Source organism: Pseudomonas rossensis (assembly GCF_039888995.1).
Lineage (GTDB): Bacteria > Pseudomonadota > Gammaproteobacteria > Pseudomonadales > Pseudomonadaceae > Aquipseudomonas > Aquipseudomonas rossensis.
In genome coordinates this window covers 26,883-45,048 of record NZ_JBBWCB010000027.1, presented here as the reverse complement: position 1 = coordinate 45,048, position 18,166 = coordinate 26,883, and the positions used below count along the sequence as shown (strand labels likewise).

Below are 18,166 nucleotides of genomic sequence, written 5' to 3'. Positions count from 1 at the left end.
TTCGATAAAAAAGCGCAAAGGTTGGGCGCTTATGATCGGTTAAATAGATTTGTCCCGAGCGTCCCAATACTGCTGGGCGGTTTCGAAGGCGTGTTCACGAGTTTGACCGAGGCCGCGCAAGGCCAGGGCCATGGTCGAGATCAGTGCCATTTGCGGATAGCTGTCGACTACGTCGCCACGCCACACGGCTTTCAAATGCTCGGGATCGAGGGTGGCCGGTTTGACGTGGCGTTGTGCCGAAAGCTGCGGCCATTCCTCGTCCCAGCTTTCACCACCCGTGGTGCCATACAGGTGACTGTCGGCGTCCGGGTTGATCTCGATTTCGCCGCCGTCGCCTTTCACCACGATCGCGGTATCGCCGAGCAAACCGCTGGCATCGCGATGCACCGCCTGGTAACCGGGGTGGAAAATGCTTTGCAGGCCACAGCGAGCACCCAGCGGGTTGAGAATCCGCGTCAGGGAATGGATTGGCGAACGCAGGCCCAATGTATTGCGCAGCTCGATCATGCGCTGAAGCTGGGGCGCCCAATCCACCAGCGGCATGAAGGCCAGACCGCCGTTATCGAGCGCCTCGCCGACCTGCTGCCAGTCGCGGCACAACGGAATCTTCAACTCGTCCAGCAATTGCTCGCTGTACAGCCGACCGGAGGTGTGTGCACCACCGCCGTGCATGAAGATCCGCACGCCGTTCTGCGCCAGGCACTTGGCCGCCAGCAGATACCACGGCAGATGGCGTTTCTTGCCGGCATACGTCGGCCAGTCCAGATCCACATTCAACGTCGGTGCCTGCAAACGTTCACGCAACGCTTCGGTGAACCCGGCCATTTCCTCAGCGCTTTCTTCCTTGTGCCGCAATAGCATCAGGAATGCGCCGAGCTGGGTGTCTTCGACCTTGTGGTCGAGCACCATGCCCATGGCTTCGCGGGCTTCTTCGCGGGTCAAGTCGCGGGCGCCGCGTTTGCCTTTGCCGAGGATGCGCACGAATTGGGCGAACGGGTGTTCGGCGGGGGTTTCGAGGGTCAGCGCTGGGTAGTCGGTCATAAGCAATTCGTCGGTTTGGGCAGGCCCGCCAGTTTCGCGGCGAGTTTGGCAGGGGTGCCTTTGAACAGTCGGTTCAGGTGCAGGCTGTTGCCCTTTTCCGGGCCCAGCTTCGTTGCTGTGTACTTGATCAGCGGACGGGTGGCCGGCGACAGCTGGAATTCGGCGTAGAAGCTGCGCAGCAGTTCGAGGATTTCCCAGTGTTCGGGGCTCAACTCGATGTCTTCGGCGGCTGCCAGGGCGCTGGCCACCTCAAAGGACCAGTCGCTCAGTTCTACCAGGAAACCGTCCTTGTCCACCTCGATGGCGCGTGCGCCGACCGTCAGGGATTTCATAGCCAACTGTTGACCTTGTCGTAGTGAATCGACAGCTCGACGAAGGCCGGGTAATCGATGGCCTTGGCTGTGTCAGGAATCTCCAGCGCGCGAGCCTGGGCGTCTTCGGCCAGTACGAACAGTTTCAGATTGCGGGCGTTCAGCGCGTTGAACGGCGCGGTGCCTGGTTGCAACGCATAAACCGCGTCGCCAGTCAGCAGCAGCGCATCGTCAGCGCCGATCACGCGCAGGCAACTGGTCAGGCGATCGTCGCCGAACGGGGAATGAGACAACACATGCAAAGTCGACATCAGAGGGTGATCACCTGGTCGTAACGGTCAATAAGTGCGGTGATTTCGTGGGCGGCCAGCACCTGCGCTTCTTCCAGCGACAAGCCGGCCGGGTCCAGGCCCCGTTCCGCAACGCTGTCGCCACAGACAAACAGCTCGTCGACACCGAACATCGGCAAGGCTTGCAGATTCGCGCTCAGATCCTTCTGCTGGAGGGCCTTGGCGTCCTGTTTCGCGGCGAGCTGGAACACCCCGTCATCGAGAAACAGCAGGCCGATGGGCAGATCGAACGCGCCGCCGGCCAGCACGATGTCCAGCGTTTCCCGCGCACTCGGCCCGGACCAGGGCGCCTGACGGCTGATAATCAGCAAGGATTTAGGCATCTCACGCGCCTCCGAAACAGATCAGGCGGTCGGCGTCCTGCACCGCGTCATGCAACTGGCCCAGGCCAGACAATTCCCACGGCGCGCCCACCGCAACGGCTTCACGCTGATAGCGCCCGGCTTCTTCTTCGTTCAACACGCCACGGCGCAGGGCGGCTGCGATGCACACGACGCCGTCCAGTTGATGCTCGGTGACGAAGTTGCGCCATTGCTTGGGCAAATCCTGCTCATCCTGCGGCGTGACCACGCTTGCGGAAGCGTTGTAGACGCCGTCCTGATAGAAAAACAGCCGGACAATCTCATGCCCACCGGCCAACGCAGCCTGAGCAAACAGCAGGGCGCGGCGCGAGGAGGGCGCATGGGCGGCGGAAAACAGCGCGATGGCGAACTTCATGACGGACTCGATCAGCAAAACTGCGGCCATGATAAAGCTTTATCGCCGGGGCGGCTAAATCGATGTTGTCTGTGCGGCCCCCATCGCGAGCAAGCTCGCTCCCACACGTTTTGCGGTGAAGCCACAATCTTCGGCATCACACAAACCCCTGTGGGAGCGAGCTTGCTCGCGATGGGGCCCGCACAGGCCACACAAGATTCAGCGCGGCATGTAACCCAACTGCCAGCGCCGCGGGATTTTCAGCGACAGCAGCCCGATGGCGCCGGCCAGCAGACCGCTGACAAACAAGGCCCTGAGCCCCAAATGATGTTCCAGCACGGCGCCGAGTACCGCGCCGGCAAACATTCCGGTCCAGGGGATCAGTTGCACGCGCCAACCGTTGCGACGTTCGCCGAGCATCCAGCGTCCCAGCCCACGGCCGAAGCGCGACAGGGCGCCGGTGACGTAGGTCAGGCCGACCGGCAGTCCGTTCACTTCTTCCACGGCGGCATTGAGCATGCCCATGGCGATGATCGCCGCCAGTAGCGCTGGCAATTGTTCGTCGTAGGGCCAGGCAGCGGCGCCGCAGAGCAGCGTGGCGATGCACAGCAGCAAGGGCAGTGCCCGACGACCGCCGAGGCGGCTGACGATAATCCCCAAGGCGTTGCCGACGATGAAGGTGCCGACGAGGATCACCAGGCGCAAGGTCAGGCCCAGGTCGCCGTCGCTGATGGCGACGGCGAGGCGGGTGGTGTTGCCGCTCATGAACGAGACGAAATCACCGCTGGCCATGAAGCCGATGGCGTCGGTCATGCCCGCGAGCACCGAGAGGCTGGCCACCAGCGACATGCCGATGCGTCCGCGCCATTTGCGGGTATGCAGATGGCCTGGGCTCGCGCGGTCAGTGGAGAGGGATGGCAACATCAGCGAAGGTCGTCCTCAGGCAGCGACCGAAATGGTCACTTACTCAATCCATATAACTCGCAATACTCCAGCCAGTCCATGCCGGCCATCTCGGCCACTTCCTTGTGCACTTCCAGGCGCTGTGCCTGATAGTCCTCGGGCGTCGCGGCGGTCAGTTGCAGCGTCAGCTCCCAGGCAAACAATCCCAGGCGCTCGGCGTCGGCTTCAAAGGCTTCATGCAAGCGTTCGTCGCGGTACTGCGCCGCGGTCTCGCCCTTGGCCTGAGCCAACAGCGGGTTGAGGTTGTCGAGTTCGACGCGCAGTTCAGGGCGCTCATCGAGAAACTTCTTCAGCGCTTGCTCGTGTTGCTGTTCGGTTGCCGCCATGGTCGCTCCTTGAGGCTGGATTACGAAGACTGCTTCTTGCTGGCCTTGGCCGCTGCTGCCAGGCACTCGAGGGCAAACTGCTCGGGATACGTCATTTGAATCGGCGTGGTTTCACCTTTGACGGTTCTTTCGCCGTCGAGGATGTAACGAATCCGCTTGTCGGTGACGCCAATTCGCTTGGCAATCCAGGACGGCGTCTGACCGATCTGGCTGATCAGCTTGTCGGCATATTCAGCGGTCGGTTTGTAATATTCGGCGTTGGGTGTCATGACCTTTCCAGAAAATAAGCCCGGAAAACGGGCGATGCGGGGTTAATGGCGCGACAGGGTGCGCGAATCGTCACTCGGTGTCGCGGTATAAATGAAGTAAAGCAGAACGATACGCCGTGCCGCGGTGATACAGTCCGCTTTTTCTTGATGAGCGAACGCAATGCGAATTCTGATGGTGGCGCTGGCCGTAACGTTGCTGGCGGGATGCGCGGGCTCGGCGATGAACGACGCCCGCACTGGAACCCCGAACAAAACCCTGACTTCGGACAAACCGGAAAAAGTCGTCGCCCAGTGTGTGCAGTTTTCCTGGCAGGATGAGGGGGTGTTCGGTGTCGATGCTGGCGCGTATTTGCAGCCTGGCGAGAAGGGCGGCACCACCGTTTACACGCGCTCGGCGGAGTCCTTTGTGGACGTGAAGACTGACGCTTCCGCCACCGTGCTGAATTATTACGCGCAGCATGACGACTTTGTGGCCAAGCGCCGACTGGCGGCGTTGGCGACTTGCCTCTGATCCTTTGGACTGACGCATACCCACTGTGGGAGCGAGCTTGCTCGCGATAGCGGTTTTCCATTCAACATTGATGTCGACTGACCTGCCGCTATCGCGAGCAAGCTCGCTCCCACAATTGTTCGGGGTTGATCACATCAATGGGGCTGCTCCCACAAGTTATGCGTCGTTGAGCAGGCGCTTCTGGAAAAAGAAGCGCTTGTGGCCAGGCGGGTAGTCAGCGATTTGGCCTAGCTCGCTGTAGCCGAGCTTCCTGTAGAACTCCGGCGCCTGGAAGTCGAAGGTGTCGAGCCAGATTCCGATGCATTTCTTTTCCCGTGCCAGGTCTTCAGCCATCTGCATCAGCTTCGTGCCCATGCCCTGTCCCCGGGCCTGCTCCGGTACCGACAGCAGGTCGATGTACAACCATTGGTAAAACACTCGACCGTGAAGCCCGCCGAGAATCTCGCCGTTTTCATTACGCACCAACAAGGCAATGGGCTCTTGCGTCGAGACACCGGCCTTTGCGGAGTTATAGGCGCGCAACGGCAGCAGGATTGCCTGGCGCTCTTCATCCGTGGGGTTTTGCGACCGTTCGATTCGCAGGGTCATCAGCTATTTCCTTATGGTTTGAGTGGAAAACATTTCCAAGACTATCGCGGCACCTGGTCGTTGTTCCAGCCTTCAGGTGGAACCGTCGTTCGGGTGCAGATGTCTAGCCTAAACAGCGTCATTCCTGAACGCGGCCTATGAGGACAATCCGTGAATATTTTCGAAGCCTTGCGCGAAAGCCACGACCGCCAACGCACCTACGCCGATGCGCTGATCCAGACCAGCGGCGACACACCCGAGCGGGCCGAGGCTTACAAGCGGTTCAAGTCCGAACTTCAGGCCCACGAAACCGCTGAAGAACGCCATTTCTACATCCCGCTGATGGAGTTCGATAACGGCGTCGACCTCAGCCGCCATGCGATTGCCGAACACCACGAGATGGACGAAATGATGGAGGCGCTGGACGAAACCGAGATGTCCAGTCCGGCTTGGCTGGCGGCCGCGAAGAAGCTCGCCGAGAAGGTCAATCACCACATGGATGAGGAAGAGCAGAAGTTCTTCCAGATGGCCGGCAAGTTGCTCGACGACAAACAGAAAGAGACGCTGGCGGGGCAATATGTGAAGGAATACAAGGCCCAGCTTTCTTAGCGCCAGGCTTTCGTTTTCGCCTAACATGTGCGCCTTCCGACGAAAAAAGGGATGCGTTGTCATGTCGAACACAGCCGAGCGGGTCAACCTCATCGAATCCCAGGTGTTGTCCCACGACTGGTACTTGCTGAAGAAAATCACCTTCGATTACCTGCGCAACAATGGCGAATGGCAGCGCCAGACCCGCGAGGTCTATGACCGTGGCAACGGCGCGGCGATTCTGCTGTTCAACCGTGACAAGAAAACCGTGGTGTTGACCCGGCAATTCCGATTGCCGGTGTTCGTCAACGGCCACGATGGCTTGCTGATCGAAGTGGCGGCGGGGCTGCTCGAAGGTGCGGCGCCTGAGGAGCGCATCCGCGAAGAAGCCGAGGAAGAAACCGGTTATCGCGTGCACCATGTGCACAAGGTGTTCGAGGCCTACATGAGCCCCGGCTCGGTGACTGAAAAGCTGCACTTCTTCATCGCTGAGTACGATGCCGCTTCCAAGGTCAGTGATGGCGGCGGACTGGAGGAGGAGACCGAGGAGCTGGAAGTGCTGGAGTGGAGATTCGACGACGCACTTGAGGCGTTTTATCGCGGGGAAATCTGCGATGCGAAGACCATCATGTTGCTGCAGTATGCGGCGATGAAAAACATTTTCGCCGACGCTTGAGCGTTAAATCAAAACAACTCCCCCGTCCTGCTGAGGCCTGACCACTCGCAACCTTCAAGCATCAGCAGCCGTTCCTTCGCCTCAAGCCCCCCGGCAAACCCCGTCAAGTTCCCCGAAGCGCCAATCACCCGGTGGCACGGCGCAACAATCGAAATCGGGTTCTTGCCATTCGCGGCGCCCACTGCCCGAACCGCACTGGGATTGCCGATCTGCCGGGCAATCTCGCTATAGCTGCGTGTCTCCCCAAACGGAATGGTCAGCAATGCCGCCCAGACCTTCTTCTGAAATTCCGTCCCGGCAAAATCCAGTTCCAGGTCGAAACGATTGCGCGTGCCCGCAAAGTATTCCCGCAGCTGCTGAGCGGTGCGCATCAGGATCGGACTATCCGGCGCCTCGCGCATCGGCCCAAGCCGCACTCGGTCGGGTTTGTCGTTTTCCCAGAGGATGGCTGCCAGTCGTGAGCCGTTCGCGACCAGCTTCAGCTCGCCCACCGGCGAGACGAGGGTGATGAAGGTGTAACTCATGCCGGTGGACTCCGTAAAAGTGCTGAGCAGAGGGCAAGCATACTGCCTCGACGGGGAGGCGCAATACGCAATCCCAGCCATACTTGCCTCTGCTCTTGAAGCCTTCCCTCTGTTTGTGTACAGAGCCTAAAAACAAAAAGAGACCGACTCATGAAGTTCGAACCTTTTGCCAAATCGCTGATTGCGACCTCATTGGCGCTCAGCTGCCTCAGTGCTTATGCGGCCTCCGTGGCGCCGGTTGCGGCCGAAAACGGTATGGTCGTCACCGCCCAGCATCTGGCCAGTCACGTGGGCGTCGATGTGCTCAAGAACGGCGGCAACGCCGTCGATGCCGCGGTAGCGGTCGGTTATGCGCTGGCGGTGGTTTATCCCGCGGCGGGTAACCTGGGCGGCGGCGGTTTCATGACCATTCAGTTGGCGGACGGGCGCAAGACCTTCCTCGACTTCCGCGAAAAAGCACCGCTGGCCGCCACCGCCGACATGTACCTCGACAAGGAGGGCAACGTCGTCCCTGACCTGAGCACCCGTGGCCATCTGGCGGTCGGCGTGCCGGGCACCGTGTCCGGGATGGAACTGGCGCTGTCGAAATACGGCACCAAACCCCGCAAGGAAGTCATCGCCCCGGCCATCAAGCTCGCCGAAGACGGATTTGAGCTGGAGCAGGGCGATGTCGAGTTACTGGAGTACGCCACCGACGTCTTCAAAAAGGACATGCGCGATTCCGGCTCGATCTTCCTGAGCAACGGCGAGCCGATGCAGGTGGGGCAAAAACTGGTGCAGAAGGATCTGGCCAAAACCCTCCTGGAAATTTCCGAAAAGGGCGAAGACGGCTTCTACAAAGGCTGGGTGGCCGACGCCATCGTCACCTCCAGTCAGGCTAACAAGGGCATCATCACCCAGGCCGACCTCGACAAATACAAGACTCGTGAACTGGCCCCGATCGAGTGCGATTACCGCGGCTACCACGTCGTCTCGGCCCCACCGCCAAGCTCCGGTGGCGTGGTGATTTGCGAGATCATGAACATTCTCGAAGGCTATCCGATGAAAGACCTGGGCTATCACTCGGCCCAGGGCATGCACTATCAGATCGAAGCGATGCGCCACGCTTACGTGGACCGCAACAGCTACCTGGGCGACCCGGATTTCGTGAAAAACCCGATCGACCATCTGCTGGATAAAAACTACGCCACCAAAATCCGTACCGCCATCGATCCGCAAAAGGCCGGTGTGTCCCGCGAGATCAAACCCGGTGTGGCCCCACACGAAGGCAGTAACACCACCCATTACTCCATCGTCGACAAGTGGGGCAACGCGGTCTCGGTGACGTACACCCTGAACGACTGGTTCGGCGCTGGCGTCATGGCCAGCAAAACCGGGGTCATTCTCAACGACGAGATGGATGACTTTACCTCGAAAATCGGCGTGCCGAACATGTACGGCCTGGTGCAAGGGGAGGCCAATGTCATCGCTCCCGGCAAGGCACCGCTGTCGTCCATGAGCCCGACCATCGTCACCAAGGACGGCAAAGTCGTAATGGTCGTCGGCACCCCCGGTGGCAGTCGCATCATCTCCGCCACCTTGCTGACCATCCTCAACGTGATCGACTACGGGATGAACATCCAGGAAGCGGTCGATGCACCCCGCTTCCACCAGCAGTGGTTGCCGGAAGAGACCAACCTGGAGACCTTCACTACCAGTCCCGATACGGTGAAGATGCTCGAAAGTTGGGGGCACAAGTTTGCCGGCCCACAGGACGCCAACCATGTGGCGGCGATTCTGGTCGGCGCACCGTCGCTGGAAGGCAAGCCGGTGGGCAAGAACCGCTTCTATGGGGCGAACGATCCACGTCGTAATACCGGGTTGTCGCTCGGTTATTGATGCAGGTCTGAGGCCATCCCAATTCTTGAGGGTGGCCCCCGATCCCGTAGCAGCTGCCGAGCCTGCGAGGCTGCGTTCGACTGCGTAGCAGTCGTAAATCGGTTGACCGCGTTCATTCAGGTAGACCACATTTGTGGGATTACGACCGCTTCGCGCTCGAACGCAGCCTCGCAGGCTCGGCAGCTGCTACAAGTTAAAAGGGGAACGGATTCTAAATCCGTTGCCGATTCACCGACCTATCAAGGGAGGAAGCTCATGGCTACCGCACTGCTGATCATCGATGTCCAGCAATCCCTGTGCACTGGCAAATACGAATGTTTTGAGATCACGCGCGTTATCGAGAACATCAACGACCTCAGTGCCAAGGCTCGCGAAGCAGGCATCCCGGTCATCCTCATCCAGCACGAAGAAAAGGGCGACCCGCTGCAACACGGTTCCGAAGGCTGGCAACTGGCCGAAAGCCTGATGACGTCGCCGCAAGACCTTCGCGTGCGAAAAACCAATCGAGACTCGTTCTACCGGACCCACTTGCAAGCCCAATTGCAGGATCTGGGCACCGACCGCCTAATCATCTGCGGGCTGCAAACCGACTATTGCGTCAACGCCACTGTCCGCCAGGCCCTGAACCTGGGCTATGACGTAGTGCTCGCCGCCGATGCGCATTCCACCGTCGACAACGGCAACCTCGCCGCCGAAGACATCATCACCGAGCACAACGCAGACCTGGCGCACTTGACGGGGCCCGTGGCGCGGATCGACGTTATCCCGACCAGCGAAATCCGGATCTGAAACTGGTGAGGGGCTTGCTCCCGTTGACGCTTACACGGCCCCGAAAATGTCGATCAATTCAGTCAAAAAAGCACTCACCAAATCCCGCTGACGCGCGGAATGCCTGACCGCCGCATGAAAGCCGACCTCATAGCGCAACAGCTCAGGATTCAGCGGATGCAACTGCCCCAGTTGTTCATGCTTCGCCGCATAGTGCTGCGGCAGAAAGCCCAAATGCTGGCCCGACAGAATGAGCAGGGCGGCGCCGTCCATGCTGTCAGTGAGCACCGTCAGGCGTTCTATCGAAGTAGGCGCCGGCATTTCCGGCAAGGGATGGCTGGGCCATACCCAATCGTAATCGCTGACGTCATCCCGGGTCAGTTCGCCCACTTGCTCAAACAGCGGGTGAGTGGGGGCGCAATAGGCGATCTGGGTTTCCTGGAACAACGCAAAGTAATCAATGTTGGGCAGGCGGTGCCAGAAATAGCCGATCGCCAGATCGATATGGCCGTTGATGATTTTCTCTTCCAGCAGCGATGACGACAGCTCTGTGAAATGGAAATACAGCCCTTCATGTCGGGACCGTAATCGCGCAATGGCCAAGGCGATTTTCTTGTTGGCAACCGGATCGATTTGACCGAGCAGGCCGATGTTGATGTTGCCTGACACCTTGCGATTGATGTGCTGGACTTCAACCCGGAACCCTTCGGCCGCCGCCAGTAATCGGCGCGCCGCCTCGACAAACTGGCTGCCCTTGGGCGTCACCGAAAATCCGCCGCGCCCGCGTTCGCAAAGACGAAACCCCACCCGCGCTTCCAGCGTCGCCAATTGCGCACTGATGGTGGGTTGCGTGGTGTTGAGCGCCGTTTGCGCGGCCGAGATCCCGCCCGCCTCAACGACGGTCAGAAATACCCGGATCAAACGCAGATCCAGCTCCGATACAGTTCCCAGCATGCGTGCTCCCGATACTCACTTACATAGGCGTGGATCTATGTGAACAGTTTGCCTGCGATATTTTACAGCCCTGACCAACGCCCTACATTGCAATGAAACCGGCGCCTTGCCCATAAAAACAACAATCACCAGCATAGGAATACTCATATGTCAGGGTCCCCTCATTCTGCGCACGCCATCGAGGCGAGCAGCGGGTTGGCCATCGAAGGCCACTCGATCGATTACATTCCGGAAAACGAACGTCACGCCAAGCTCAGCAGCCAGGGCCCTTTCTGGTTTCTAGGCAACTTCCACTTCTTCACCATCTCCATCGGTTTTGTCGGCCCAAGCCTGGGTTTGTCGGCGCTGTGGACGATGTTGGCCGGTGCGCTGGGCATCATGTTCGGCACCATTTTCATGGCGTTTCATGGCTCGCAAGGTCCGGAAATGGGTCTGCCGCAAATGATCCAGTCGCGTGCGCAGTTTGGTTATCGCGGGGTGATCCTGGCCTTGATGGCGACGATGTTTGTGTTCGTCGGTTTCAACGTGGTGAACATCTCGCTGATCATGAACGGCCTCGAACACGTGTTTGGCATCGACCCGACCATCGTTGCCGTCGCCGTGGTGCTGATCGGCGCGCTGCTGTCGATTTACGGCCACGACTTGATGCACAAAGCCTTCAAGTGGGCGTTGCTGGCCACGTTGCCGCTGTATGCGCTGGTCACCATCGCCTTGATGTTCGGCGCAGGCCAGGAGGGCGTCACCCCGGCGACCGACCTGGGTTTCAGCTGGATTGCCTTTGCCACACTGTTTGCCATCGGCGCGAGCTACAACATTTCCTATGCGCCTTATGTCTCTGACTATTCCCGTTACCTGCCGAAAAACACCAGCCGGCCAAAACTGATCGCCGCCGTATTCATCGGCGCCTCGTTGTCGGGCGGCTGGATGATCGGCCTCGGGGCCTGGCTTGCGCAGCAGTTGAAAGCGGCGGATGCGCTGGTGGCGCTGAATCAGGTTGGCTCTTCGATGATTCCAGGCCTGGGTAATGTGTTGGTGATTGTCTCGGTGGCGGGCTTTCTGCCGATCATCGCGCTCAACACCTACAGCGCCATGCTGACGTTGCTGACGGGTGTGGATTCGATCAAAAAAATCACACCGACACCTCGTGCCCGAGTGATGTCGATCTCCGCGATCAGCGTCATTCTGTTGACCTGTGTGCTGTCGATCAAAGGCGATGGCATCGCCCTGTTGAACACCTTCCTCGTGCTGCTCCTGTACTTCCTCGTACCGTGGACCGCGGTCAATCTGGTGGACTACTTCTTCGTGCGCAAAGGCCGCTACGCGATCCCGCATTTCTTCACGCCGAAGGGCATTTACGGCGCCTGGCAATTTCGCGGCATCGTCTCTTATCTGATTGGCTTCGCCGCCATGGTGCCGTTCTTCTACATCTTTGATGCGGCGGCCGGCAAAGAGGTGTTCGTCGGGCCGCTGGCGCGGATGCTGGAAGGCGTGGATATCGCCTGGCTGGTTGGCCTGGTGGTCTCGGGCCTGACGTATTACCTCCTCAGCCGTTCGATAGACCTTGAGTACGAACGCCGGATTATCGACTCGATTACTGAGAGCGACATTGTTTCCATGGCTCATCAGTCTGTGGAGGAGGGGCGTTGAACAGCACAAAAAGTACCGTGGTCGCTTGCTGCCAACTGGCGCCGAAAATAGGCGACCTCGCTTACAACCGGAAGCTGACCGAACGGGCGATTCGCTCGGCGGCTTACCAGGGCGCCCAGGTGGTGGTGCTACCTGAACTGGTCCAGAGCGGCTACTTGTTTGCCGACCGCAGCGAAGCCCTGTCCCTGGCGGAAACCGTCGAAGGGCCGACCTTGCTTCTGTGGACGGCGCTGGCCCGGGAATTGAACATCGTCGTGGTGGGTGGATTCTGCGAGCGGTTAGCCGGCGATGAACTGGCCAACAGCGCGGCGATGATCGATGCCCAAGGCCTGCGCGCCGTGTACCGCAAGGCGCACCTCTGGGATGGCGAGAACGAAATCTTCAGCGCCGGCAACGACGCGCCGCCGGTTGTAGAAACCGTTCATGGACGAATCGGCATGCTGATTTGCTACGACCTGGAATTCCCCGAGTGGGTGCGACTCCCGGCGCTGGCCGGTGCGGACCTGCTCTGCGCACCGGTCAATTGGCCCGATGGGCCACGGCCGCAAACCGAGCGTCCGGCCGAAGTTGTGCGAGTCCAGGCCAACGCCTCGGTCAACCGAATGTTCATCGCCGCGTGTGATCGGCATGGTCATGAACGAGGGGTCAGTTGGGTGCAAGGCTCGGTGATCGTCGATGCCGATGGCTACCCTGTGGCAGAGCCGGCGGAGCAGGGTGGCGAGCAGATTCTGCTGGCGACGCTGAATCTTGCTGAGGCGCGGAATAAGCGGATCAGTGCGCGTAATGATTTGCATCGGGATCGGCGGTCGCAGTTGTATGGGTTGAGTAGTTTGGTTGAGTAATGCAGTGGCGTTTTCTGACGGTGAGGTAGAACGGGTGTGTGCTTTCGGCCCGTAGCGGACTGTAATGCAGGGCGATAAGTGCGAAGCGGCGCATCCTCGAAGGTGGGCGAAGGGCACGCTGTTGCGTGCCCGGGTTCTGCCGACCACCTTGTAAAAATTGCCGCGCAGGTGAAAGTTAGTTGGTGACCAGCAGTTCCGGGCCGAGGTAGTCGTTGATGTGGTCGATATCGTCGTCGCCCAGACTGCCCACCGAAGAGGCCAGGCGCAGGCGCGACATCAAGTAGCGCAGCTTGGCCTCGAACAGATCGTGGCGCGCAACGAAGAGCAGCTCTTCGGCGTTGAGGACGTCCGAGTTGGTGCTGGTGCCTCCTTCTTTGAAGCCCTTGCGTGTCGAAGTCAGTGAGCGTTCGTTGGACTCCACTGCCTTCTCCAGCGCGTGAATACGTTGGGCGCCGCTCTCTACGCCGCGATACTCACGGGTGGTACCGGTGATGACTTCCTGGCGCGTGGCGTCGAGCTCGTCCAGGGCCTGATAGCTATTGGCACTGGCCTGGCGTGTCAACGCGCTGGTGCCGCCACCGCTGTACAACGGGAAGTTTACTTCCAGCCCGATTGAGCCGTAGCGGTTGCGTTGATTGAGCTCGGAGATTGATTGGCTATCGCCCGCGGTGTAGCCGGCAACGAAATCCAGTGTCGGCCAGTGGCCGGCCCTGGCGCGCTTTACTTCTTCTTCGGCAAGGTCGCTGCTATGACGGCGCGCATGGATCAGCGGGCTGTCGCTCTGGGCTTTGACCAACCAGTCCTGCAGGTTGCTCGGTAGCAGCGGTGGCGTATTGAAGCTCGGACGCAAGGTGGTCAGCGATTCGGGGGTTTCACCGATAAATTCCTCAAGCTTGCGGCGCGCGTTGACCAGGTTGTCCTGCGCTTCGATCAGCTCAACCGCGGCGAGGTCGCGGCGAGCGGCCGACTCGTCGATGTCGGTGACGGTGCCGGCCCCCAACTCCATGCGCCGATTCGCCGAGGCGAGTTGCTCGTCGAAGGCGCTCAGCTTGGACTTGGCAAGGACGATGGTTTCGCTGGCCAGGAGCACATCGAAATAGCTTTCGGCCAGGCGCACCGCGGCGTCCTGGCTCTTGGCATCGAACACCGCGACGCTGTAGTCGGCACGCTGTTTACCTTGGCGGTACTCGGCCATTTTCTGTTTGTTGAACAGCGGTTGGCGCAAGCGCACGTTAGCGCCCTTGGAGTCGTAGTCGAGATCCCTTTCGACGCCGCTCTGGCGCTGGGTGCCATTGACCTTGTTGTCGTAGGCCGAGGCACTGATCTGCGGTAGCAAACCCGCCATGCCGATGGCGCGGTTTTCCACACCGGCCTCCTTTTCATGCACGGCGGCGCGATAGACGGGGCCTTGGTACTGCAACAGATCCCAGGCTTGTTTGAGGTCCATGGCGCAGGTCGGGAGGGACAGCGCCAGCAGGCAGAAGAACAGGCAATGACGGTCCATTTCATTGTTCCTTGAAGGAGCTGTCGACACGCTCAAGCATTGGTTTGAGAAGGTAGCTCATCATGCTGCGCTCGCCAGTCTTGATGGTGACGCTGGCGGGCATACCGGGACGAATGTGATTGCTGCCAAGAAGGCTCATGCCATCGGGCGTGACTTCTACCTGAGCCAGGTAGAACGGTTCCTTGCTTTCCTCGTCGAGCAGGCGGTCGGCGGAGACGGTCTTCACGCGGCCGGGGATGTTGGGCGTCTGGGCGTGGTTGAAGGCCGGGAAGGCGATGTCCACGGCCAGGCCGGGGACCATTTTGTCGATGGCCTGCACGGGAATCATCGCGTCGACTTGCAGCGGTTCGTTGTCCGGAACGATTTCCATGATCTTGAAGCCGGGCTGAATGATCCCGCCGATGGTCGCAATGCTCAGGGACTGGACCATGCCATCGATCGGCGACCGAATCACCGTGTGGGTCACTTCATAGTCCAGCGCACGCAAGCGGTCGGCCAGGGTGGTGTTTTCCTTGGCGGTGTCGGTGAGCTGCGATTCGACTTCCTTCTGGTAATCGTGCTGGCGCTGCAGGATGCGCAGCTTGATTTCGGTGGTCTGGCTACGTATGCGAGCGATGTTATTGAGGTTCTCGGCCTGGCCGGCGGAGAGGTCGGCATTGCTGCGTTCAAGCTCAAGCAGGCGGTTGCGCGGGACATAGCCTTCGGCCGCCAGCGCGCGGGTGCCTTTTAGTTCCTGGTTGAGGAAGTTGATCTGCGAGGCGCGGGCGCCATAGACCTGCTGCAGGCCCTTGAGCTGCACCGCCGACGCCGCGAGGTTTTCCTGCAGGATGCTGATTTCGCCAGCGAGGCCGGCGCGCCGGGTGTCCAGCAGGCGTTGTTGCAGATTCATGGCGGCCACCAGGCGGTGGTCATTCCCGAAGCGCTTGAGCAATTCGGGATCGTAGTTCACCACATCGCGGCCGTCGCGTTCCGCTTCCAGGCGGTTTTCCACCGTCTTGCTGACGATGTACTGGGCGCTGACCGCACCCTGTTCGGACGCGGCACGCAGCGAGTCGAGGCGGACCACCTCCTGGCCTTTTTTCACTGTATCACCTTCGCGAACAAGAATGGCCTCCACGGTGCCGCCGCTCAGATGCTGCACGGCTTTGCGATTGCTGGTGACTTTTACCGTGCCTGTCGCTACCACGCCGGCATCCAGCGGCGCCAGCCAGGACCACAGGAGGAAACCGCCGAAGCCGGCGAGCATCAGCAACATGCCCCAGCGCACGGGTTTACCGACGTCCAGATCCACTTCGTTCTTGGGATCGGCGAGAATCATGTCGGTGTGTTGGCTCATTTGCATGATCGGTTACTCCCGTGCTTTGACGGAGGCCAGCGGAGTTGATGCGCCTGCAGGCATCACACTGGCCTTGCGCAGCGCTGCGAATACTTCGTCGCGAGTGCCGAGCATCTGCACGCCGCCGTCGCGCAGCATCAGCACCTTATCGACGGCGCAGAGCACATTGGGACGGTGGGAAATCAGAATGACGGTGGCGCCGCGGTTTTTGAGTTGGGTCAGCGCATCGACCAAGGCCTTTTCACCGACGTCGTCGAGGTTGGCGTTCGGCTCATCCAGCACAATCAGATTGGGTTCTCCGTACAGCGCGCGGGCCAAGGCGATGCGTTGCTTCTGGCCACCGGAAAGCGGGCTGCCATCGGTGCCCAGACGGGTCTCATAACCCTGCGCCAAACGCAGGATCATCTCGTGCACTCCAGTCGTCCTGGCGGCGCGGATGACCGCGTCGCTGTCCACTTCGCCAAAGCGCGCAATGTTGTCGGCGATGGTGCCCTCGAACAGCTCCACGTCCTGTGGCAGGTAACCGAGCCAGGGGCCAAGTTCGCCCTTGTTCCAGGTGAATATGTCTGCGCCGTCCAGGCGCACCTTGCCGGCCTGTGCCGGCCAGACGCCGACCAACAGGCGGGCGAGGGTGGATTTGCCCGAGGCGGATGGACCGATAATGCCAAGGCTTTCGCCGGGGGAAAGGTTGAAGCTCACCCCGCGCAGAATCGTGTTGCCGGTGCCGGGGGCACCGGCATACACATTCTCCACCGCCAGCATGCCCACCGGCCGCTGCAGCGACATGCTCGGTGGCCGGCGCGGATAGTCGTTCAGCATGTCGTTCAACCGGCCCCAAGCCGAACGGCAGCCAAGCAGCTGCTTCCACGACGCGATGACTTGTTCCACCGGGCCCAGCGCGCGGCCGGTGAGGATCGAGCAAGCAATCATCATCCCGGGGGTGATCTTGCCTTCGATCGCCAGCAGCGCGCCGGCGCCGAGGATCAGCGACTGCAAAGTGATACGCACGAAGCGCCCGGTGCTGCTGATCAGGGCGGCACGGTCGGAGGCCAGGGTCTGCATTTCCAGTATGCGCAAATGGCTTTGGTACCAGCGCTTGCCGATCGCCGGCAGCATGCCCATGGCCTCGATGACCTCGGCGTTGCGCAGGTTGTTGTTGGCGTAGCTGGCGGAGGAGAGGGCGGCCTGATTGGCTTCGGCCAGCGGCTTTTGCGTCGCCTTCTCGGTGAGATAAGCCAGGCCCACCAGAATCAGCGAGCCGATCAGCGTGATCAGTCCGAGCAGCGGGTGGATCAGATAGGCGACCAGCAGGTAGATCGGCGTCCATGGCGCATCAAAGAAAGCGAACAGGCCATTGCCGGTGAGGAACTGACGCACCTGCGCGAGATCTTGCAGGGCCTGGGCCGGATTACCTCCGGCGCGGCTCAGGTTGCGCTCGAATGCTGCGGTGAAAATGCGTCGATTGAGGTCCATGTCGAGGCAGTTGCCGACCCGGATCAACACGCGGGTGCGGAACATTTCCAGTGTGGCCATCAGCAAGAACAGGCCTATCACCAGAATGGTCAACATCGTCAACGTTGTGACGTTGCGACTCACCAAGGCCCGATCATAGACCTGCAACATATAAATAGCTGGCGTCAACATCATGACGTTGATGACGCCGCTGAACCCTGCCAGCGAGTAAAAACTGCGGCGGAGTCGAAAAAGCGCGTCAGCCAGTTCTGATCGAGTGCTCGATTGTTTGTGCATTTGGGTGACCCCTCTTCGAAAAGCCGTTAGCCCTTGCGGCATAGCAGCTAAAAGATGTAGTCCGCAGGCAGCTGATCGATATGCAGGGCGGTCGCTCTAGGGCGAATCTCCTGCAAATCTCTGCGTTGCTTCCATAGCCAGCAGCGTAGGTGGCGTCGAATCAATCTGAAATAACATTTCGCTCTAACAGTGCGAAGAACTGCCTATAAGTCCCACAAAAACAACTAGTTATAAGGCCAATCACCAGTCGTCAGTTTTACGTGTCGTAAAATTGACAATTTTTCGCTATGCAACTTTAGTCTCTGTCAATGAGGGAACCGCGCGTCTGGAGCCTGTCAACTTTTTGGCAACGCAAGGCGCGATGATTTTCCCGAGGGAGCACAGCATGTCGATTATTTCGTTCTTCTGCAGAGTGAAGGGGCTGTTCAGCAAGTTCGCCTTTACTTCAAGTTTCCATGGCCCACCCAGGGCTCGGACTCGCTCTGCCTAATCGCTCAGCGAGCCATTCTTTCGCGAATTCCAGGCGCGCATCCCGGAGGGGCCGTGTAACGGCTCTGCCTTCCCGCGCCAGCGCTCGCCAAAAAAAAAGAACCAACACACTGCGCAAGCCAGCACCGGACTGGGCGTGGGAGGATTCTTATCGTCCCGTGCCCTTCCCCAAAGAGA

Annotated in this window: 21 protein-coding genes; 7 read left to right on the top strand and 14 right to left on the bottom strand. The window is 59.9% G+C overall.

Annotated elements, in window-relative coordinates; genetic code table 11:
- Window positions 1-39: 39 nt before the first annotated feature.
- From WLY71_RS10170 to WLY71_RS10135, 8 genes are all read right to left on the bottom strand, one after another.
- Window positions 40-1,041: a glycosyl transferase family protein gene (locus tag WLY71_RS10170; RefSeq protein WP_347803451.1), complete on the bottom strand. Its 1,002-nt coding sequence runs from the start codon at window positions 1,039-1,041 to the stop codon at window positions 40-42.
- Window positions 1,038-1,373: a TusE/DsrC/DsvC family sulfur relay protein gene (locus tag WLY71_RS10165; RefSeq protein WP_347803450.1), complete on the bottom strand. Its 336-nt coding sequence runs from the start codon at window positions 1,371-1,373 to the stop codon at window positions 1,038-1,040. The genes WLY71_RS10170 and WLY71_RS10165 overlap by 4 nt, the downstream gene beginning before the upstream one ends.
- Entirely contained in the window at window positions 1,370-1,663 is a 294-nt protein-coding gene (gene tusB / locus WLY71_RS10160; protein WP_347803449.1) for a sulfurtransferase complex subunit TusB, read from the bottom strand. The genes WLY71_RS10165 and tusB overlap by 4 nt, the downstream gene beginning before the upstream one ends.
- Entirely contained in the window at window positions 1,663-2,025 is a 363-nt protein-coding gene (gene tusC, locus WLY71_RS10155; RefSeq protein WP_347803448.1) for a sulfurtransferase complex subunit TusC, read from the bottom strand. The genes tusB and tusC overlap by 1 nt, the downstream gene beginning before the upstream one ends.
- A 1-nt stretch (window position 2,026) precedes the next feature.
- Window positions 2,027-2,419, bottom strand: a complete 393-nt coding sequence (gene tusD, locus WLY71_RS10150) for a sulfurtransferase complex subunit TusD (RefSeq protein WP_223430577.1) — start codon at window positions 2,417-2,419, stop codon at window positions 2,027-2,029.
- Between the two features lie 198 nt (window positions 2,420-2,617).
- Window positions 2,618-3,322, bottom strand: a complete 705-nt coding sequence (locus WLY71_RS10145) for a YoaK family protein (RefSeq protein WP_347803447.1) — start codon at window positions 3,320-3,322, stop codon at window positions 2,618-2,620.
- 35 nt (window positions 3,323-3,357) lie between these two features.
- Window positions 3,358-3,687: a DUF6388 family protein gene (locus WLY71_RS10140; RefSeq protein ID WP_347803446.1), complete on the bottom strand. Its 330-nt coding sequence runs from the start codon at window positions 3,685-3,687 to the stop codon at window positions 3,358-3,360.
- Between the two features lie 20 nt (window positions 3,688-3,707).
- Window positions 3,708-3,956, bottom strand: coding sequence for a hypothetical protein (locus WLY71_RS10135; protein ID WP_008154823.1), 249 nt, complete (start codon window positions 3,954-3,956; stop codon window positions 3,708-3,710).
- Window positions 3,957-4,116: 160 nt separating this feature from the next.
- Between WLY71_RS10135 and WLY71_RS10130 the strand changes: the two genes are divergently transcribed.
- Window positions 4,117-4,467, top strand: a complete 351-nt coding sequence (locus tag WLY71_RS10130; protein WP_347803445.1) for a hypothetical protein — start codon at window positions 4,117-4,119, stop codon at window positions 4,465-4,467.
- A 156-nt stretch (window positions 4,468-4,623) separates the two neighbouring features.
- On the opposite strand, the gene WLY71_RS10125 is transcribed toward WLY71_RS10130, so the two are convergent.
- The gene (locus WLY71_RS10125) at window positions 4,624-5,055 is read right to left on the bottom strand and encodes a GNAT family N-acetyltransferase (RefSeq protein WP_347803444.1); all 432 of its coding nucleotides are present in this window, start codon (window positions 5,053-5,055) and stop codon (window positions 4,624-4,626) included.
- 150 nt (window positions 5,056-5,205) lie between these two features.
- Here WLY71_RS10125 and WLY71_RS10120 point away from each other — a divergent pair, with 150 nt between their 5' ends.
- A complete protein-coding gene (locus WLY71_RS10120; RefSeq protein ID WP_347803443.1) occupies window positions 5,206-5,643 on the top strand; it encodes a hemerythrin domain-containing protein in 438 nt (145 codons plus the stop codon).
- 61 nt (window positions 5,644-5,704) lie between these two features.
- Window positions 5,705-6,298, top strand: a complete 594-nt coding sequence (locus WLY71_RS10115; protein WP_347803442.1) for an NUDIX domain-containing protein — start codon at window positions 5,705-5,707, stop codon at window positions 6,296-6,298.
- 8 nt (window positions 6,299-6,306) lie between these two features.
- On the opposite strand, the gene WLY71_RS10110 is transcribed toward WLY71_RS10115, so the two are convergent.
- A complete protein-coding gene (locus tag WLY71_RS10110) occupies window positions 6,307-6,822 on the bottom strand; it encodes a methylated-DNA--[protein]-cysteine S-methyltransferase (RefSeq protein WP_347803441.1) in 516 nt (171 codons plus the stop codon).
- 150 nt (window positions 6,823-6,972) lie between these two features.
- Between WLY71_RS10110 and ggt the strand changes: the two genes are divergently transcribed.
- Together ggt and WLY71_RS10100 are read left to right on the top strand one after the other, a co-directional pair.
- Entirely contained in the window at window positions 6,973-8,700 is a 1,728-nt protein-coding gene (gene ggt / locus WLY71_RS10105) for a gamma-glutamyltransferase (protein WP_347803440.1), read from the top strand.
- Window positions 8,701-8,955: 255 nt separating this feature from the next.
- The gene (locus WLY71_RS10100) at window positions 8,956-9,489 is read left to right on the top strand and encodes a cysteine hydrolase family protein (RefSeq protein ID WP_347803439.1); all 534 of its coding nucleotides are present in this window, start codon (window positions 8,956-8,958) and stop codon (window positions 9,487-9,489) included.
- A 30-nt stretch (window positions 9,490-9,519) separates the two neighbouring features.
- On the opposite strand, the gene WLY71_RS10095 is transcribed toward WLY71_RS10100, so the two are convergent.
- Window positions 9,520-10,422, bottom strand: coding sequence for a LysR family transcriptional regulator (locus WLY71_RS10095; RefSeq protein ID WP_140894216.1), 903 nt, complete (start codon window positions 10,420-10,422; stop codon window positions 9,520-9,522).
- Between the two features lie 147 nt (window positions 10,423-10,569).
- Here WLY71_RS10095 and WLY71_RS10090 point away from each other — a divergent pair, with 147 nt between their 5' ends.
- Together WLY71_RS10090 and WLY71_RS10085 are read left to right on the top strand one after the other, a co-directional pair.
- On the top strand, window positions 10,570-12,069 hold the full coding sequence (locus WLY71_RS10090) for a purine-cytosine permease family protein (protein ID WP_347803438.1): 1,500 nt from the start codon (window positions 10,570-10,572) through the stop codon (window positions 12,067-12,069).
- Window positions 12,066-12,911 carry a nitrilase family protein gene (locus tag WLY71_RS10085; protein ID WP_347803437.1) on the top strand — a complete coding sequence of 282 codons (846 nt, stop codon included), beginning with the start codon at window positions 12,066-12,068 and terminating at the stop codon, window positions 12,909-12,911. The genes WLY71_RS10090 and WLY71_RS10085 overlap by 4 nt, the downstream gene beginning before the upstream one ends.
- Before the next feature lie 175 nt (window positions 12,912-13,086).
- Here WLY71_RS10085 and WLY71_RS10080 read toward each other — a convergent pair whose 3' ends face one another.
- From WLY71_RS10080 to WLY71_RS10070, 3 genes are read right to left on the bottom strand one after another with little or no spacing between them, the layout of a single operon-like run.
- Window positions 13,087-14,415: a TolC family outer membrane protein gene (locus WLY71_RS10080; RefSeq protein WP_347803436.1), complete on the bottom strand. Its 1,329-nt coding sequence runs from the start codon at window positions 14,413-14,415 to the stop codon at window positions 13,087-13,089.
- A gap of 1 nt (window position 14,416) precedes the next feature.
- Entirely contained in the window at window positions 14,417-15,757 is a 1,341-nt protein-coding gene (locus WLY71_RS10075; RefSeq protein WP_347803435.1) for an HlyD family type I secretion periplasmic adaptor subunit, read from the bottom strand.
- A gap of 6 nt (window positions 15,758-15,763) precedes the next feature.
- The gene (locus WLY71_RS10070) at window positions 15,764-17,500 is read right to left on the bottom strand and encodes a type I secretion system permease/ATPase (RefSeq protein ID WP_347803434.1); all 1,737 of its coding nucleotides are present in this window, start codon (window positions 17,498-17,500) and stop codon (window positions 15,764-15,766) included.
- Between the last annotated feature and the right edge of the window lie 666 nt (window positions 17,501-18,166).

Bases quoted from the DNA above. Each gene is read 5' to 3' on its own strand.
- WLY71_RS10170 (WP_347803451.1), bottom strand. From the start codon at position 1,041: ATGACCGACTACCCAGCGCTGACCCTCGAAACCCCCGCCGAACACCCG.
- WLY71_RS10165 (WP_347803450.1), bottom strand. From the start codon at position 1,373: ATGAAATCCCTGACGGTCGGCGCACGCGCCATCGAGGTGGACAAGGAC.
- tusB (WP_347803449.1), bottom strand. From the start codon at position 1,663: ATGTCGACTTTGCATGTGTTGTCTCATTCCCCGTTCGGCGACGATCGC.
- tusC (WP_347803448.1), bottom strand. From the start codon at position 2,025: ATGCCTAAATCCTTGCTGATTATCAGCCGTCAGGCGCCCTGGTCCGGG.
- tusD (WP_223430577.1), bottom strand. From the start codon at position 2,419: ATGAAGTTCGCCATCGCGCTGTTTTCCGCCGCCCATGCGCCCTCCTCG.
- WLY71_RS10145 (WP_347803447.1), bottom strand. From the start codon at position 3,322: ATGTTGCCATCCCTCTCCACTGACCGCGCGAGCCCAGGCCATCTGCAT.
- WLY71_RS10140 (WP_347803446.1), bottom strand. From the start codon at position 3,687: ATGGCGGCAACCGAACAGCAACACGAGCAAGCGCTGAAGAAGTTTCTC.
- WLY71_RS10135 (WP_008154823.1), bottom strand. From the start codon at position 3,956: ATGACACCCAACGCCGAATATTACAAACCGACCGCTGAATATGCCGAC.
- WLY71_RS10130 (WP_347803445.1), top strand. From the start codon at position 4,117: ATGCGAATTCTGATGGTGGCGCTGGCCGTAACGTTGCTGGCGGGATGC.
- WLY71_RS10125 (WP_347803444.1), bottom strand. From the start codon at position 5,055: ATGACCCTGCGAATCGAACGGTCGCAAAACCCCACGGATGAAGAGCGC.
- WLY71_RS10115 (WP_347803442.1), top strand. From the start codon at position 5,705: ATGTCGAACACAGCCGAGCGGGTCAACCTCATCGAATCCCAGGTGTTG.
- WLY71_RS10110 (WP_347803441.1), bottom strand. From the start codon at position 6,822: ATGAGTTACACCTTCATCACCCTCGTCTCGCCGGTGGGCGAGCTGAAG.
- ggt (WP_347803440.1), top strand. From the start codon at position 6,973: ATGAAGTTCGAACCTTTTGCCAAATCGCTGATTGCGACCTCATTGGCG.
- WLY71_RS10100 (WP_347803439.1), top strand. From the start codon at position 8,956: ATGGCTACCGCACTGCTGATCATCGATGTCCAGCAATCCCTGTGCACT.
- WLY71_RS10095 (WP_140894216.1), bottom strand. From the start codon at position 10,422: ATGCTGGGAACTGTATCGGAGCTGGATCTGCGTTTGATCCGGGTATTT.
- WLY71_RS10090 (WP_347803438.1), top strand. From the start codon at position 10,570: ATGTCAGGGTCCCCTCATTCTGCGCACGCCATCGAGGCGAGCAGCGGG.
- WLY71_RS10080 (WP_347803436.1), bottom strand. From the start codon at position 14,415: ATGGACCGTCATTGCCTGTTCTTCTGCCTGCTGGCGCTGTCCCTCCCG.
- WLY71_RS10075 (WP_347803435.1), bottom strand. From the start codon at position 15,757: ATGCAAATGAGCCAACACACCGACATGATTCTCGCCGATCCCAAGAAC.
- WLY71_RS10070 (WP_347803434.1), bottom strand. From the start codon at position 17,500: ATGCACAAACAATCGAGCACTCGATCAGAACTGGCTGACGCGCTTTTT.